The organism is Janthinobacterium sp. AD80 (assembly GCF_002878455.1).
In the GTDB taxonomy this organism is placed as follows: domain Bacteria; phylum Pseudomonadota; class Gammaproteobacteria; order Burkholderiales; family Burkholderiaceae_D; genus Janthinobacterium.
In genome coordinates, this window is record NZ_NRDQ01000190.1 from 1 (window position 1) to 17003 (window position 17003).

At 62.8% G+C, this 17003-nt stretch carries 15 protein-coding genes and 2 pseudogenes; 16 read left to right on the plus strand and 1 reads right to left on the minus strand.

The window, feature by feature from the left end; all coding sequences use genetic code 11:
* Positions 1-117: 117 nt before the first annotated feature.
* From JaAD80_RS25905 to JaAD80_RS25955, 11 genes are all read left to right on the plus strand, one after another.
* Entirely contained in the window at positions 118-1608 is a 1491-nt protein-coding gene (locus JaAD80_RS25905) for a sensor histidine kinase (protein WP_258003183.1), read from the plus strand.
* 52 nt (positions 1609-1660) lie between these two features.
* Positions 1661-2308: a response regulator transcription factor gene (locus tag JaAD80_RS25910; RefSeq protein WP_102298846.1), complete on the plus strand. Its 648-nt coding sequence runs from the start codon at positions 1661-1663 to the stop codon at positions 2306-2308.
* Between the two features lie 202 nt (positions 2309-2510).
* A complete protein-coding gene (locus JaAD80_RS25915; RefSeq protein WP_102298848.1) occupies positions 2511-4082 on the plus strand; it encodes a GGDEF domain-containing protein in 1572 nt (523 codons plus the stop codon).
* Between the two features lie 384 nt (positions 4083-4466).
* On the plus strand, positions 4467-5951 hold the full coding sequence (locus JaAD80_RS25920; RefSeq protein ID WP_102298850.1) for a flagellin: 1485 nt from the start codon (positions 4467-4469) through the stop codon (positions 5949-5951).
* Positions 5952-6034: 83 nt separating this feature from the next.
* A complete protein-coding gene (locus tag JaAD80_RS25925) occupies positions 6035-6406 on the plus strand; it encodes a flagellar protein FlaG (RefSeq protein WP_102298852.1) in 372 nt (123 codons plus the stop codon).
* 226 nt (positions 6407-6632) lie between these two features.
* The gene (gene fliD, locus JaAD80_RS25930; RefSeq protein ID WP_258003184.1) at positions 6633-9311 is read left to right on the plus strand and encodes a flagellar filament capping protein FliD; all 2679 of its coding nucleotides are present in this window, start codon (positions 6633-6635) and stop codon (positions 9309-9311) included.
* A 22-nt stretch (positions 9312-9333) separates the two neighbouring features.
* A complete protein-coding gene (gene fliS, locus JaAD80_RS25935) occupies positions 9334-9780 on the plus strand; it encodes a flagellar export chaperone FliS (protein ID WP_102298855.1) in 447 nt (148 codons plus the stop codon).
* A gap of 3 nt (positions 9781-9783) precedes the next feature.
* Positions 9784-10110 carry a flagellar protein FliT gene (locus tag JaAD80_RS25940; RefSeq protein WP_102298857.1) on the plus strand — a complete coding sequence of 109 codons (327 nt, stop codon included), beginning with the start codon at positions 9784-9786 and terminating at the stop codon, positions 10108-10110.
* Positions 10111-10127: 17 nt separating this feature from the next.
* Positions 10128-11321, plus strand: a complete 1194-nt coding sequence (locus JaAD80_RS25945; protein WP_102298859.1) for a flagellar hook-length control protein FliK — start codon at positions 10128-10130, stop codon at positions 11319-11321.
* A complete protein-coding gene (locus JaAD80_RS25950) occupies positions 11314-11640 on the plus strand; it encodes an EscU/YscU/HrcU family type III secretion system export apparatus switch protein (protein WP_102298861.1) in 327 nt (108 codons plus the stop codon). The genes JaAD80_RS25945 and JaAD80_RS25950 overlap by 8 nt, the downstream gene beginning before the upstream one ends.
* Before the next feature lie 25 nt (positions 11641-11665).
* Positions 11666-12412: a flagellar brake protein gene (locus JaAD80_RS25955; protein ID WP_102298863.1), complete on the plus strand. Its 747-nt coding sequence runs from the start codon at positions 11666-11668 to the stop codon at positions 12410-12412.
* 139 nt (positions 12413-12551) lie between these two features.
* On the opposite strand, the gene fliE is transcribed toward JaAD80_RS25955, so the two are convergent.
* A complete protein-coding gene (gene fliE / locus JaAD80_RS25960) occupies positions 12552-12854 on the minus strand; it encodes a flagellar hook-basal body complex protein FliE (RefSeq protein ID WP_258003185.1) in 303 nt (100 codons plus the stop codon).
* Between the two features lie 316 nt (positions 12855-13170).
* Here fliE and fliF point away from each other — a divergent pair, with 316 nt between their 5' ends.
* From fliF to JaAD80_RS25980, 5 genes and pseudogenes are all read left to right on the plus strand, one after another.
* On the plus strand, positions 13171-14886 hold the full coding sequence (fliF, locus tag JaAD80_RS25965; protein WP_102298866.1) for a flagellar basal-body MS-ring/collar protein FliF: 1716 nt from the start codon (positions 13171-13173) through the stop codon (positions 14884-14886).
* Positions 14879-15877 (plus strand): flagellar motor switch protein FliG, encoded by a 999-nt coding sequence (gene fliG / locus JaAD80_RS25970; protein ID WP_077407811.1) that lies wholly within the window; start codon positions 14879-14881, stop codon positions 15875-15877. Before fliF ends, fliG begins: the two co-directional genes overlap by 8 nt.
* A gap of 43 nt (positions 15878-15920) precedes the next feature.
* Positions 15921-16448: pseudogene (locus tag JaAD80_RS25975) on the plus strand (FliH/SctL family protein); the annotation flags it as partial.
* 67 nt (positions 16449-16515) lie between these two features.
* Positions 16516-16635, plus strand: coding sequence for a FliH/SctL family protein (locus JaAD80_RS31690; protein WP_258003186.1), 120 nt, complete (start codon positions 16516-16518; stop codon positions 16633-16635).
* Positions 16620-17003: pseudogene (locus JaAD80_RS25980) on the plus strand (flagellum-specific ATP synthase FliI); the annotation flags it as partial. The gene JaAD80_RS31690 and the pseudogene JaAD80_RS25980, both read left to right, overlap by 16 nt.

Genomic DNA, 17003 nt, shown 5'->3' on the forward strand with positions numbered 1-17003 from the left:
CTGGTGGCAGCGCCTGCGCAAGCGCACGGCCGGCCGCCATGATTCCCGCCCGGCACGGGTACTGCGCCGTTTCGCCGCCTTCTGGCGCGCCCGCCGCTGATGCAGAAAGCCACCACCATGCCCGACTTTCCCAAGCTGGCGCCCGCCATGCGCGCGGCGCCCGCCGAAATCTACCTGTATGACGCCGCCAGCCTGCAATTGCTGGACGCCAACGATGCCGCCTGCGAGAACCTGCAATACACGCGCGAGCAATTGCAATCGATGACGCCGCTGACCCTGGCGCCGCAACTCGATGCGCAGCAGCTGGCCGGCGTGCTGGGCTCGCTGGATGACAGCATCGGTGCGCAAGCCCGGCTGCATGTGCAGCAGCGGCGCCGCGATGGCAGCCTGTATTCGCTGTCGCTGCAATTGTCGCGCACCAGCCGCCTGGGCCGCGCCTTGCTGCTGGCCGTGGCCGAGGACTTGCGCACGCCGCAGGCGACGGCCGCCGCCCTGGCCCAGGTGCAGTCGCGCTTCAACGCCATCGTTTCGAATACGCCGGGCCTGGTGTACCAGTTCTGCCTGCATGCGGATGGCCGCGCCGCCTTCGCCTACCTGAGCGATGGCTGCCAGGCCCTGCTGGGCTTGAGCCCGGCGCAGCTGCATGCACGCCCGGAACTGTTTTATCAGCTGATCCTCGCCGATGACCGCGCCTCCTATCTGGAATCGATGCAGGCGTCGAAAGCGGCACTGTGGAGCTGGAACTGGGAAGGCCGCATCTGGGTCGATGCCTGGAAAGACGTGAAATGGATCAACCTGCGCTCCACGCCGCGCGCGCTGGCGGACGGCACGGTGCAGTGGGAAGGCATCATGACGAATATCACGGAAAGCCGGCTCGAGCAGATCGAGGTGCGCCAGTCGCGCGCGCGCCTGGCTGAACTGACGGCGCATATCGACAAGGTCAAGGAGCACGAACGCACGCGCCTGGCGCGCGAACTGCACGATGACCTGGGCGGCAACTTGACGGCCATCAAGATGGCGCTGGCCATGCTGGCGCGCCGTTTGCCGCCGGACGACCCGCAGTTGCAGGAAAAGGCCGACTATGTCGACGCCCTGGTCGACCGCAGCATCGACGCCGTGCACCGTATTTCGCTGGACTTGCGCCCGTCGATGCTGGACCTGGGCCTGGTTGCCGCGCTGGACTGGCAAGTCAAGGAATTCGCGCGGCAGGCCGGCATCGCCTGCCAGTTCGTCTCGAACCGCCAGCATATCGAGCTGGAGCTTGACCAGGCGACCAGCCTGTTCCGCATCGCCCAGGAAGCGCTGACGAATATCGCCAAGCATGCACAGGCCAGCAAGGTGACGGTGCGCCTGGCCCGGCAGCGCCAGCACCTGCGCCTGACCATCGCCGATGATGGCGTGGGCATGCGCCTGTCCGACCGCGCCAAACCGCAATCGTTCGGCATCCGCGGCATGGCCGAGCGCGCCAGCGCCCTCGGCGGCAGCCTGAGCCTGATGGATGGCCCGGACGGCGGCACGGTGGTGAACATAAAAATCCGGCTGGCCACGCCGCGAGAGGCGATAATAGCGGCTGCAGCCAGCGCGCCAGCGCACAGCGGACCGCCGTAAGGCAAGACGGACGCGCCTGGCGCGAGTGAATCAGATAGGAAACAATGCAGTCATGAAAGAAAAAGCCACCATCCGCGTATTCATTGCCGACGATCATGCGATCGTGCGCGAAGGCTTGAAGCAGATCCTGGCCGATACCCGCGACATCATCGTGGCCGGCGAGGCGGAAAATGGCCACGATGCCATCAAGCTGTTCCGTGGCTCGAAATGCCAGGTGATGCTGCTCGATATCTCCCTGCCCGACCGCAGCGGCATCGACGTGCTCAAGCAGATCAAGAAGGAAAAACCGGAACTGGCCGTGCTGATGCTGTCCATGCACCGGGAAGACCAGTACGCCATCCGTTCGCTCAAGGCGGGCGCGGCCGGCTATCTGACCAAGCAGAGCGCGCCGCGCGAACTGGTCACGGCCATCCGCCAGGTGGCGCAGGGCTTGAAGTACATCAGCGCCTCGCTGGCCCAGGAGCTGGCCAACACGGTGGGCGAAGACCATGAAACGGCCCTGCACGACACCTTGTCGGACCGCGAATACCAGACCCTGGTGATGATTGCCTCGGGCAAAGCCGTCGGCGTGATCGCCGAAGAACTCAAGCTGTCCGTAAAAACCGTCAGCGAATACCGCGCCCGCCTGCTGGTCAAGATGAAGCTGAAAAATAGCGCCGAACTGACACACTACGCCATCCGCAACCAGCTGGTCGATTGACGGCAAAGCGGCATGCCCGCTGGCATCTGGCGAATTGAACGGACTTATCCTTGCTTCTCGCACAATAAGTTCTTTGCCAACTCGCATATCATGGGGATAATTAGAAAATATCTAAAAAGGCTTTGCCTACATGTCCAGTAAATTGCCATCTCCGCCAGCAGGCGCCCCTGCCGGCGCCACGAATACCGCCGCTGGCACGCCGATGAATCCGGCCGATATCGCCCGCGAAGCATTTCGCCGCCTGGCGACGCGCCGCATCGCGCCGACGCCGAGCGCCTACCGCGATATCTACAATGAAATCGCCGGCATCACGGAACCGGCCGACACGCCTGCCGCCCCTGCGGCCGTGCTGGCCGCCAGCGCTCCCACGGAAAGCGGCGCGGAAAATGTCCTGACGCAATTCGCCGCCAAGATGAGCGAATCGGCAGGCGAACTGGGCGACTTTGGCCGGCGCTTCCAGCGCGCACTCAAGGCGCGCGACTGGGACAGCTATGCGCGCACCCTGGCCCAGCTGGCGGAAAAACAGGTCAAGAAAGGCGGCGGCATCGAATTGCCGCCCCTGCCGGACGGCGAACAGACGCGCACCCTGCGCGAATTGCTCAGCCGCACCCTGGGTTTTGCCGTCGCCACCTTGCTGACGGGCACGCCCGCGCTGGTGGAAGAGGCCGAATCCCTGGGCGCGGCCATCAAGCAGGCGCACACGGAAGAGGCACTGAACGAAGCGGCCTTGCGCCTGAAGCAGCTGTGCTACCAGATCGAACTGAAAAGCGGCGACACGGCCGAGCAGCAGGAATTGCTGCTGCGCCTGTTCAAGCTGTTGCTCGACAATGTCAGCCAGTTGCTGGACGACGACAGCTGGCTGCGCGGCCAGGTCGATGCCGTGCAAAACCTCATCGCCGGCCCGCTGGACCAGCGCGCGCTGGAAGACGCCACGCGCAGCCTGAAGGAAGTGATCTACAAGCAGGGCCAGCTCAAGCACAGCTTGTCCGACGTCAAGCTGACGGTCAAGAACATGATGATGACCTTCATCGACCGCCTGGGGCAAGTGGCGGCCAGCACGGGCGACTTCCACGAAAAGATCGGCGGCTATTCGGAAAAGATCAGCCAGGCGGAAAACATCAGCGAATTGAACAGCGTGCTCGACGAAGTGCTGCGCGAAACGCGCATGGTGCAGAACGAGGCGTTGCGCGCACGCGACAAGATGGTGCTGGCGCGCCAGGAAGTGCAGGATGCGGAACAGCGCATCCACACCCTGGAAGCCAAGCTGCAGCATATGAGCGAGCTGGTGCGGGAAGACCAGCTGACAGGCAGCCTGAACCGCCGTGGCCTGGACGATGTGTTCGAGCGCGAAACGGCCCGCTCGGACCGCCGCGGCACGCCGCTGTGCATCGCCATGCTGGACCTGGACGACTTCAAGCGCCTGAACGATACCTATGGCCACCTGGCCGGTGATGCGGCGCTGAAACACCTGGTGAAAATCGTCAAGGAAACCCTGCGCTCGATGGACGTCATCGCCCGTTTCGGCGGCGAGGAATTCCTCATCCTGCTGCCGGAAACCACGGTCGACGCGGCCGCCTCGACCATGACGCGCCTGCAGCGCGAGCTGACGCGCCACTTCTTCTTGCACGACAACGAGAAAGTGCTGATCACCTTCTCCGCCGGCGTGGCCCTGCGCCACCCCAACGAAGACCAGGCCGAACTGGTCAAACGCGCCGACCGCGCCATGTACCAGGCCAAGCAGACTGGCAAGAACCGGGTGGTGGTGGCGGAGTGAGGCTGATCCCGCCCCATCCGCATGCCGTCCCGCCATCTGGCCGGACGGCATTTTTCATGTGACAGCGCTTCGCGCCTGCGGCCAAGCGCAAGAGAAATATCAAAAAAGCCACCCCCCCCCCCGTGGACGTACGCGACCGGCCCAGCAAAACAATTCAAAAATAAAACTATTTTTACCCTCAAGTTTCCAAAAATCATGCCGTCTAACGCGCCGCACACTGCAAACTGAAGGGCAGAAAAATAAAATTTAAAGCGTTTTTCGCCATAAATTTTCCCGCAGAGCAACCGTTACCCTAAACAACAGCGGCTTGATTGTCCCGGAACAGCGGGGCAGGCCAAAGTGACTAGCACATAGCGCAATGTAGTACCTGTCTGGAGAATTAACATGGCTGCAGTAATTAACACCAACATCGCTTCCCTGAACTCGCAACGCAACCTGAGCTCCTCGCAAGCATCCCTGAGCACCTCGCTGCAACGCTTGTCCTCTGGCTTGCGCATCAACAGCGCCAAGGATGATGCTGCTGGTCTGGCGATTTCCGACCGCATGACGTCGCAAATCCGCGGCATGACCCAAGCAACCCGCAATGCAAACGACGGCGTCTCGCTGGCCCAAACGGCCGAGGGTGCACTGTCGAGCTCTGGCGACATCCTGCAACGTATCCGCGAACTGGCAGTACAGTCGTCGAACTCGACCAACTCGTCGAGCGACCGCCAGGCGCTGCAAACCGAGGTGACGCAGCTGAACTCGGAACTGAACCGTATCGCCACGACCACCTCGTTCAACGGCCAGGCACTGCTCGATGGCACCATGGGTACGGCCAACTTCCAGGTCGGTGCCGATGCCAATCAGTTGATTTCCGCCAATGGCGCGAACTTCCTGACCAACACATATGGCAATAACCGCGTTGAAAACAACGCTGTTGCAGCCAAACTGACCACGACCAACGTCGTTGCAGCCAAGGATGTCACCGTCAACGGCAAGCTGGGTACCGAGAAGTACACCACCGTCACAGGCGATACCGCTAAATCGATCGCTGCCGCATTGAATGCAAAAACGGCAACCACCGGCGTCACCGCCACGGCAAAAACCGAAGCCAACCTGGATCTGGGCGCGGAATCGTACTCGTTCAAATTGAACGGCGATAATGCCTCAGCTGCTGATGCTGTGTCTGTTTCGTTCACCGTCACCGGCGCCGCCAACCAGGCTGCCGACTTTGCCGCCGGCATCAACGCGATCAATGCACAAACCGCCAAAACGGGTATTACGGCAAGTTTTGACGCCAAAAATCCAGGCATCAAGCTGAGCAATTCGAATGGCGCCGATATCCAGGTGACGAATGGCACCACGGCCGCCGTCAAGCTCAACGTTAAAACCTACAACCTGGATGGTACGACCTCGGCCGCCGCCGACGCCAAGGGCGTAGCTGGCGTTGCGATCGCCAACGGCAGCGTGACGTTCGATTCGGACAGCAGCTTCTCCGTGACCGACGCGGGTTCCGGCCTGGGCCTGGGTGCCGCAGCTGCGGGAACAACAAATGCCGGTTCGGCGCTGAAATCCGTTGCCTCGCTGGACGTCACAACCTTTGCGGGTGCGCAGTTGGCGCTGAAGATCACCGATGCGGCACTGTCGACGGTCAACAGCCAACGCGCTCAGTACGGCGCCTTGCAATCGCGCTTCTCCTCGGCGATTTCGAACCTGCAATCGACGACGGAAAACCTGTCCGCATCGCGCAGCCGCATCGTCGATACCGACTTCGCAGCAGAAACTGCCAGCCTGACCCGTGGCCAGATCCTGCAACAAGCTGGTACCGCCATGCTGGCGCAAGCAAACTCGCTGCCTAACGGCGTGTTGAGCCTGCTGCGCGGCTAATCTTCGATTAGTCTCGTCACATCGCTGGACTCAGGTTCCCCTGCCGATTTTTTCGGCAGGGGAATTTTCACTAGGAGAGCACCATGACTATAGACACAATAGCGGCCGCCTCGGCGAGCCGGATCGAGAAGAGTTACGCCCAGGCAGACACGGCGCCAGCACGTACGGCAACGGCCCGCAGCGCCAGCAATCAAGGCGTACAAGCCACGGAGCAAAACGGCCAGGAACCGAGCCGCGCGCAACTGGACCAGGCCGTATCGGAACTGAACCAGTCATCGCAGATCAAGACACAAGGCCTGGAATTTTCCGTCGACGAAGACAGCCAGCGCACGGTCGTCAAGGTCATTGACCAGGAAACCAAGGAAGTCTTGCGGCAAATTCCCACCAAGGAAGCACTGGCCTTGGCCAAGGCCTTCGACTCGGCCAAGGGTTCGCTGATCAGCCAGAGCGCCTAGCATGGCATTGCCCATCGGCATGATCCAGAAGGGCATAATATTTCGACATGAAAACGGGGTCAGATAGCAGTGCTATCGGGCCCCGTTTTTCCATAAGTACAACGACATTCCTCCCCCGCAATGCGCTTTTCCGCCTGAATTGAAAACAGCGCGGTAAATCCCCCTCTCAAGTCCTGATTGATTCTGCCGATAACAGCTTATATTAGTGTTTTCCTAGGAGCATGCAGTGGCCATCACACCAACCTTATCCTCTCCGGGCATCGGCAATAGCATGCTGGACGTGAATGCCATCATCGAGAAGCTGATGACGGCTGAGTCTGCGCCGCTGAATCTCTACGACAAGAAAACGGCCTCCTACCAGGCCAAGCTGAGCGCCCTGGGTACGCTGGGCGGTTCGATCAGCACCTTCCAGAACTCGCTGTCGTCGCTGACCAACTCGAACAACTTTCGCGCCGTCAGCGCCACGCCATCGGATCCGCTGGTGCTATCGGCCACCGCCGGCGCCAAGGCCGTGGCCGGCACCTATAATATCAATGTCTCCCAGCTGGCGCAGGCGCAAACGCTGACGTCGGGCGGCATGGCCAGCAAGCTGTCGACCATCGGCCTGGGTGCCAAGACGACGATTTCTTTCCAGCTGGGCTCGGCCAGTGGCGGTACCTTTGGTGCCAAAGGCGCAACGCTGAGCGGCAGCACCCTGCTGACCGGCGTGAGCAACGGTTCGGTGACCATCAACGGCACGGCCATCCCGACGGACGCCAGCACGAAAAGCGCGCGCGCACTGGCCGACGCCATCAATGCCAAGAGCAGCACCACGGGCGTGACGGCGACAGCCCAGCCAGCGAGCAGTGATGCCGGCATGTTCGGCACCTATGGCAATGTGGCCACCAGCGGCACGGGCAGCGGCTATTCCCTGTCCGTTGGCGGTATTGAAATCGTCTCGCAAGGCGAGAACGTGGCCGCTGGCGCCGGCATCACCGCCGCCAGCCTCGATACCACGCTGGAAGGACCGAATGCCGTCTCGAATGCGCTGGCCGCCGCGAATATCACTGTCACGGGCAAGGCTGCAGATGGTACCTTGCAGTTTACGCGCGCCGACGGCTCCAACATCAATATCGAAGAAGTCGTCACGGGTGGCGTCAGCGGCGGCATCGGCAAGGCCACGGGCGCCACCAATGACGGCTCGAACGTGACGATTGCCAGCGCGATCACCTTAACGTCCGGCAATGCCAGCCCCATCGTCATCGCCGGCAGCAATCCCGCCGCGGCCGGCCTGACGGCGGGTACCGTCGGCAGCTACCTGGGTGCGGGCTTCACCCAGGATGCGACGCAGGCAACGGGGTCAGTCGTCATTGACTCCACTAACAATACCTTGCAAGGCATACGCGACGCCATCAACAATGCCGGCCTGGGCGTGACGGCCAGCATCGTCTCCGATGGCAGCGACAAACCGTTCCATCTGGTGCTCAGCTCAAGCAAGACGGGCGCCAATTCGGCCATGAAGATTTCACTGAGCGGCAGTGACGGTCAGCCAGCAGACAGCGCCCTGGAGTCCTTGCTGGCCTACGACGTTGGCGGCACGCAGAATCTGAAGCAGAACAGCGCAGCACAGAACACCATGTTTAGCGTCAACGGCATTCCCATCACCAGCAGCTCAAACAGCGTCGATACGGCCATCGAAGGCGTTACCCTGGGTATTACGAAGGTCGGCAGCAGCAGCCTGTCCGTTGCCAAGGACACCACCACAGTCAAGACCAGCATCAACTCTTTCGTCAAAGCATATAACGAACTGAACACGGCGATCGGTAAAATGACGGCGTACAATCCCGACACCAAGACGGGCGGCGTGCTGCTGGGCGACTCGACCGTGCAATCGATCCAGAGCCAGCTGCGCCGGCAGCTGGGTGCGCCGATCACTGGATTGAACAGCACTATGAGTACCCTCAGCCAGGTGGGTATTTCTTTCCAGAAAGACGGTAGCCTGGCCCTGGATTCCAGCAAACTCGACAAAGCCATCAGTGCCAATTTCAGCGATATCGCTGGCCTGTTCTCGGCCATCGGCAAGACCAGCGACAGCAACGTTGCCTTCACCAGCTCGACGGCGGCAACCAAGCCCGGCACGTATGAACTGAGCATCACCACCATGGCCAGCCAGGGTTCGCTCACGTCCACCGGCGTGCTGGGCGCCAGCACGACCATCGCCAGCGATACGACCTGGAACGTGACCCTGAACGATACGGATCCTTCATCCGCCAAGAACACGGCCCAGGTGACGATACCGGCCGGCACCTATACGCCGGCCCAGATGGCGGCGCTAATGCAATCGTCGATCAATGGCGTGAAAGCCTTCTCGGACAACGGCGCCACCGTCTCGGCCTCGATCGATGGCGCAGGCAAGCTGGTGCTGGCCTCAAGCCGTTATGGCTCCGTGTCGAACTTGGCTCTGAGCAACGGCACGGGAACCACCATTGAATCCTTGTTTGGCACGGCCAAGCCGGTCAAAGGTGCGGACGTGGCTGGCACCCTGGGCGGACAACCGGTCATCGGCTCCGGCCAGACCTTGACGGGCGCGCCCGGTTCGTCGTCGGAAGGCTTGAAAATCGAGGTGACAGGCGGCACGATCGGCCCGCGCGGCACCGTCAGCTTCTCGCAAGGCTATGCCTACCAGCTCAACAACCTGGCCACTTCGTTCCTGGGCACGGACGGCATGATCACCGGCCGCACGAACGGTATCAACGAGACCCTGAAATCGGTGGCGGCGCAGCGCGACAAGTTCAGCGAAAAACTGACCGCCATCGAAGCGCGCTACCGTGCCCAGTTCTCGCGCCTCGACGTGTCGCTGAGTGCCATGCAGACCACGCAAACCTATCTGACCCAGCAGCTGGCCGCCATCGCCGCCAACCGCTAAGCCCATTCATCAGGAGAATCACATGTTTGGAACCCAACAACGCGGCGTCAACGCCTACGCCAAGGTCGGCCTGGAAACGGGCATCGTCTCGGCCTCGCCGCACAAGCTGATCGTGATGCTGTACGACGGCGCCCTGGTGGCCGTGCTCAGCGCGCAGATGCACATGAAGTCGGGCAACGTGCCGGAAAAAGGCAAGGCGATATCGCGCGCCATCCAGATCATCGACAATGGCTTGCGGGCCAGCCTGGACAAGGAAGTGGGCGGCGAGATCGCCGAGAACCTCGACGCCCTGTACGAATACATGGGCGCACGCCTGCTGAGCGCCAACCTGAAGAACGATGTCACCTTGCTGGAAGAAGTGCAGCGCTTGCTGAGCGACCTGCGCGAAACCTGGAACGCCATTGGCTCCACGCCCGCCGCCACGCCCGGCGCCGACCTGAAACGTATGCCCAGCCTTGCGAGCGCCTGATCCATGATGACGAATCAAGAAGTCCTGACCACCTACGAAGCCATGCAGTCCCTCACGGGCCAGATGGTGACCGCCGCCAGCAACGCCGACTGGGACCAGCTGGAAGTGCTGGAGCAGCAAGTGACCGCGCATGTGGCCGCGCTGAAGGCGAATGAAGAAAAAGTCGTGCTGGAAAGCGCGGGGCGCCAGCGCAAGGTGGCCCTGATCAAGCAGATCCTGGAAGACGACCGCAAGATCCGCGACCTGACCATGCCGTGGATGGCGCAATTGTCCAAGCTGATCAACAGCACCGGCACCGAACGGCGCCTGGCCAACGCCTACGGCGTGTAAGCGCGGGCGGGGGCGGCATGCTGCCGAAGATGGACGCCATCGGCATGACGCCCCTGACCCCGGTGAAGGTCGCGCGGCCCGCCGACACGGTTGGCGATCCGCGCCAGGCCGAGTTCCAGCGTTCGCTGCAGGGACTGGTCGGCAAATCCATGCAGGGCCAGGTGCTGGCCCGTATGGGCGACGGCAGCTTCCTCGTGCGCGTGGCCGGCACGCCAGCCCGCATGCAGCTGCCCGCCGGCGCCCAGCTGGGGGCGGAAATCCCGCTGACCTTGATCGGCATCAATCCCCGCCCCTCTTTCCAGATCGGCAATCCGCGCGACCAGGCCGCCAATCCCCTGCTGACATATGCCGACGCCGATGCCGAACCCGACGCGGCCGAGACGCGCGGCCCGCAGGCTGGCGCGGCCCAGGCCGGCACCCGCACCGGCAGCACCGCCGCCACCCTGCTCAGCCGCGCCCCCCTGACACCGTCCAACCTGCTGCCCGCGCTGGCCGGCGACACGCCCGCGCCCGAGCTGAGCACCACCGCGCGCGCCATCAGCAGCGTGCTGGTGCAGGCCGAAAGCGTGCCCGGCGCGCCTGTCACCCTGGTCGGCAAGACGCCGCTGATAGCCACGCCGGGTGCCGATCCCGCGCAAGTGGCGCAAAAGCTGCGCGACACGGTCGGCAGCAGCGGCCTGTTCTATGAATCGCATGTGGCGGAATGGGCCGAAGGCAAGCGTCCGCTGGCCTCGTTGCTGCTGGAACCGCAGATGCAGAAAGCCCAGCAGGCCGACGCGCAGAAGAGCGGTACCGACCTGGCCTCGGCGCAACTGATCAATATGCAGCTGCACACGCACGAGCAGGCCCGCGTGCAGTGGCAGGGCGAAGCCTGGCCCGGACAGAAGATGCAGTGGGATATCAGCCGCGATGCGCCGGAAGGCCAGCAGCAGGAAGGCCGCGGCGACGAGGAAGACGCGACCGCGTGGCGCAGCAGCGTGCGCTTCCAGTTTCCCCTGCTGGGCGACCTGGCCGCGCACGTGGTCTTGCAAGGCGGCAGGGTCGCCATCCAGATGCAGGCCGGCAGCGAAGCCAGTGCCGACACCCTGCGCCAGCATGCGGCGCGGCTGGAGGCGGCGCTCGACGCGGCCGGCTGGCCACTGGCATCGCTGAGCATTGCCGGCAAGCCGGACACGGTCGAAACGCCGGCGGCGGGAGACGCCGATGCTTGACGATACCAGGCGCAAGGTGCCGCAGACAGCCGTCGCCCTGGCCTACCAGAGCGGCACGCCGGCACCGAAAGTGGTGGCCAAGGGCAGCGGGCTGATCGCCGACCAGATCATCAGCACGGCGCGCGAACACGGCGTCTTCGTGCATGAGTCAAAGGAATTGGTGGCCCTGCTGATGGATGTCGACCTGGACCGGCAGATTCCGCCGGGGCTGTATCGGGCGATTGCGGAACTGCTGGCCTGGTTATATCATATTGAATCTGCGAAGGGCGGGCCGATCCCGCCGCCGCCCGATACCAGCTCACTTTCCACCGATACATAGACAGGCATCAATGCAAGCACATATTATGGATTCCGGCCTTGAAAACTGGCATGACTTTGAAGTGGAATCGCGGCGGGAAATCATCGCCCTGCTGCGCAGCATCAGCGAAAAGAACCAGCTGATCCGCATGCTGATCCATGGCGAATCCGATGTGTGCGTCACCTCGATCCTGGAAGTCGATGCCGAGCGCAATACCGTCATCCTCGACCGTTCCGTGAATGCCGACCAGAACCGGCGCATGGTGGCCGCCACCGGCATCTCGTTTGAAACCTCGCTCGACAAGATCCGCATCCTGTTCGCCAGCGCCCTGGTGGAAGAGTGCAACCATGGCGGCACGCCCGCCTTGAAGATCGCCGTGCCGGAAACCCTGATCCGCCTGCAGCGCCGCGAGTATTACCGCATGACCACGCCCGTCAGCAATCCCGTGCGCGTCTCGATTCCCTTGCCGCCCACGCTCGGCGGCGCCGACACGCCCTTCCCGCTGGCCGACATCAGCTGCGGCGGCATCGCCATCCTGGACAATAAACTGATGCTGGGCGACACCATCGGCAAGGATTACCCAGGCTGCCGCATCGACCTGCCGGACGTCGGCATCGTCACGGCGACCTTGCAAATCCGCAACTCGCTGGACATGACCCTGCTGAACAACAAACTCAATCGCCGCCTGGGCTGCCAGTTCGTCGACCTGCCGCGCAGCATGCTGGCGCACGTGCAGCGCTACATCACGCGGCTGGAGCGTGAGCGCAATGCGCGCATGGCTGGATTGGGGTAAGGCAGAATTGAAGGCCACCAAACGTCACGCCAAAGCGTAGCGAGCGGCGATGATTTGCGGCCGAGACGCGCAGCTGTACTGAAGTACAGCGAGCATCGCAGGCCGCAAAGGGCGCCGCGCAGTAGCTTTGGTGCGACGTTTACACCTGCATGTTCATGATCTCGTGATACGCAGAAACCAGCTTGTTGCGCACCTGCACCGTCGCCTGGAATTCGATGCTCGACTTTTGCATCGATACCATCACATCGGACAGGCTGACCTTTTCGTCGCCCATGGTAAAGCGCTGGCCCATGGCCGACGACGCCTTTTGCGCACTGCTCACGGACTCGAGCGCGCCCTTGAAGGCGTCGGCGAAATTCACCTTGGCCGCCGGGGCTTCGGTCTGGATCGCCGGCACTTTCGCCTCCGGCCGCGTGGCCGCCGACTTCAGTTGCGCGATCATCGCCTCGATCCTGCTGCTATCGATACCGCCTGTTTTCACCTTGCCTCCCCATTTTCGTGTATTCCTGCCTGTTGCTGCCAGAGAACAAAACCCTGGCTTGCAAGGCAACGACGGGTACAATAACTTCCGTCACACGTTGCCAGGGTTCCACAATACCAGCGCCAACGCCAGCCACTCGGCCGAGCAAGCGGCAAAAGCGCCTTCTGTTTGAACGATTGAAGCGCGTGACAGTGGCGGATAATTCTGCATATCGCCCCCTCCTCCAGAGGGAACGGCCCCCACTCACCACCAAATACCAGCGCCCCGGAAGGCAATCATGGCTGTAGCGGAAGAACTCGATGTAACCCAGGCACCACCGGAACCGGCACGCGCTCGCACGCCGGTGGAGTCCATGCAGGACTTCGCCAAGACGCCGATGGGCAAGAACTTCCTGCGCGGCCTGGGCGTGGCGGCACTGATCGGCATCGGCATCGCCCTGTACATGTGGAACCAGCCGCCCGAGTACAAGGTGCTGTTTTCCAACTATACGGACCGCGACGGCGGCGCCATCACGGCATCGCTGGACCAGCTGGGCATCAAGCACAAGTTTTCCGAAGGCGGCGGCGCCATCCTCGTGCCGTCCGAGCAAGTCCACGATGCGCGCCTGAAACTGGCGGCGCAAGGCTTGCCCAAGGGCGGCAACGTGGGTTTCGAGCTGATGGAAAACCAGAAGCTGGGCGTGTCGCAATTCCTGGAACAGGTCAATTTCCAGCGCGCACTCGAAGGCGAGCTGGCCAAATCCATTGAATCGGTCTCCGCCGTCGACACGGCCAGGGTCCACCTGGCCCTGCCAAAGCCGTCCGTCTTCGTGCGCGAACAGCAAAAACCCACGGCTTCCGTGCTGCTGAACCTGCATCCGGGCCGTGGCCTGGACCAGTTGCAAGTGAGCGCCATCGTCCACCTGGTGGCGTCCAGCGTGCCGGAATTGCTGCCAATCAATGTCACCCTGGTCGACCAGGCGGGCAATCTGCTGTCGAACCAGGAAAAGGACAAGGACCGCGCCAACGGCGTCAAGAGCCTGGACCCGAACCAGCTCAAGTACGTGCAGCAGCTGCAGCAAAGCGTGATCAAGCAGGTCGAGTCGATTTTGCTGCCCATCGTCGGCGAAGGCAATGTACGCGCCGAAGCAACGGCCGACGTGGATTTCTCGCAGAGCGAGCAGGCGGCCGAAACCTACAAGCCGAACTCGCCACCGGAAGCGTCGACCATCCGCAGCCAGCAGACGAGCGAATCGACGGGCGCCGGCAATGCCAACCCGTCCGGCGTGCCGGGCGCGCTGTCGAACCAGCCGCCAGGCGTGGCCACGGCGCCGCTGACGGCGGAAGCGCCGGGCGCCCCGGCCGGCGCGCCGACGCTGCCTTCGCAAAAGGAATCGACGACGAATTATGAAGTCGACAAGACCGTGCGCTATGAACAGAAGTCCATGGGCGGCCTGCGCCGCCTGTCGGTCGCCGTCGTCGTCAACTATCGCCGTACTTTCGACAAGGATGGCAAGGTCACGGTCAAGCCGATTTCCCCTGCCGAAATGGTCCAGATCAATAATCTGGTCAAGGAAGCCATGGGCTACAACAAGGAGCGCGGCGACAGCTTCAGCGTGGCCAACTCGCCATTCGACGGCATCGACCGCGCGCCGGAAGGCAAGCTGGAGTGGTGGCGCGACCCGGCCAACTTGCCGCTGGCCAAGGAACTGGCGAAATTCCTCATCACCGCCCTGATCCTGCTGTATATCTTCATCAAGATCGTGCGCCCGATGCTGCGCCCCGTGATGCGCAAGATCGACGATTTCGGCGCCCCACCGCCCGTCATCGAGCCGGAACTGACGAAAGACGGCGAAGACAACGAGGTCCTGCTCAGCGAAGCGGAGCTGGAAGAACTGGAAGAAGACACCGCGCGCGGTTATCGCGAAAACCTGGCGATGGCCCGGAAACTGGCGCAGGAAGACCCACGCGTCGTGGCCAACGTGATCAAAGCATGGATAGGCAATAATGACTGAGACAACGGGACTGCAAAAAGCGTCCATCCTGATGCTGGCCCTGGGCGAGAGCGAAGCGGCCGAGGTAATGAAATTCCTGGGCCCGCGCGAAGTGCTGAAGCTGGGCGCCGCCATGGCCACCATGAAAGGCATCGCGCACGACCAGGTGGTCGAGGTGCTCGACGACTTCCGCGCGCAGACGGAACTCAATTCCACCGTCGGCCTCGATTCGGACGAATACATCCGCCAGGTGCTGACCAAGGCGCTGGGCGACGACAAGGCCTCCGTGCTGCTGTCGCGCATCCTGGGCGGCAAGGACGCGTCCGGCATCGAATCGCTGAAGTGGATGGATTCGCAATCCGTGTCCGAGCTGATCCGCAACGAGCATCCGCAGATCATCGCCACCATCCTGGTCCACCTGGAACGCGACCAGGCCTGCGAAATCCTCGGCCATTTCACGGACCGCCTGCGCAACGACGTGGTGCTGCGCATCGCCACCCTGGACGGCGTGCAGCCGGCTGCCTTGCGCGAACTCAATGACGTGCTGACGAAACTGCTGTCCGGTAACGAAAACATCAAGAAATCGTCGCTGGGCGGCGTGCGCGCGGCAGCCGAGATCCTGAACTTCATGAGCGGCGAGCAGGAAGGCTCGGTCATGGACAATATCAAGAACTACGACAACGACATGGCGCAAAAGATCATGGACGAAATGTTCGTGTTCGACAACGTGATCGATATCGACGACCGCGGCATTCAATTGCTGCTGCGCGAAGTGCAGTCGGAAATGCTGATCATCGCGCTGAAAGGCGCTTCGCAGGAGCTGCGCGACAAGATCTTCAAGAACATGTCGCAGCGCGCCGGCGAGATGATGCGCGAAGACCTGGAATCGAAAGGCCCCGTGCGCCTGTCGGAAGTGGAATCGCAGCAGAAACAGATCCTGCAGATCGTGCGCCGCCTGGCGGACGAAGGGCAGATTGTCTTAGGCGGAAAAGGCGAGGATTCGTTTGTCTAATTTGATTCCCAAGGAACAGCAAACCGCTTACCAGCGCTGGGAAATGACCTCGTTTGGCGACGAGCGTCCCAGCGTGGTGGCGGCGCGCAAGCTGCTCGAACCGGATCCGGAACCGGAGCTCGACCCGGAAAATGATCCATACGGCGAGCTGCACGAGCAAGAGCTGGCCCCGCCGCTGGAATACCCGACACAGGAAGAGCTCGACGCCATCCGCGAGGAAGCGCGCGCCACCGCCTTCGACGAAGGCCGCGCCGCCGGCTATGCGGAAGGCCACGCGGCCGGGCACGCCGATGGCCATGCGGAGTCATATGCGCAAGGCAAGGCGGCGTCCGCCGTGGAGCTGGCGCATTTGCAAACCATCGCCGTCGAATTCGGCGGCGCCGTGCAGCATGCGGACGAACTGATCGCCAATGACGTCATGGAACTGGCGCTGCAGCTGGCCAAGGGCATGCTCAAGACGGCCCTGCCCGTGCGCCCGGAACTGATGCTGCCCATGGTGCGCGAAGCCATCGAATACTTGCCCGTGCTGCAACAGCCGGCCTTGCTGATGCTCAACCCCGAAGACGCGCAAGTGGTGCGCGACGGCATCGGCGACGAGCTCGACAAAGGCGGCTGGCGGGTCATCGAAGACCCCAGCCGTGGAACGCGGCGGCTGCAAGATCGACACGGCCAGCAACCAGATCGACGCCCAGGCGTCCACCCGCTGGCAGCGCCTGACGCATGCGCTGGGCAAAGACCTGGACTGGCTGGCGCCGTGAGCGAGCCCGTCAAAGGCCCGAACGCCCATGCGGCGCGCTGGCGCGCCTACCTGAGCGATTGCTCGGCCGTAGTGGGCTTCGTGGAACCGATGCAAATTTCAGGCCGGGTCACACGCGTGGCCGGCCTGGTGATGGAAGCGGTGGGCCTGCGCCTGGCCGTGGGGGCCGCCTGCACCGTGCCGCTGCCGAATGGCGGCCGGGTCGAGGCGGAAGTCGTGGGTTTTGAAGGCGACCGCCTGTTCCTGATGCCGCAAAGCGACGTCGAAGGCATCGTGCCCGGCACGCGCGTGTTTTCCGTCGAACCGGCCATTCCCCGTCCCGGCAGCGTGGCGCACCCGCGCCGCCGCCCCAGCGACCGCGCGCGCCAC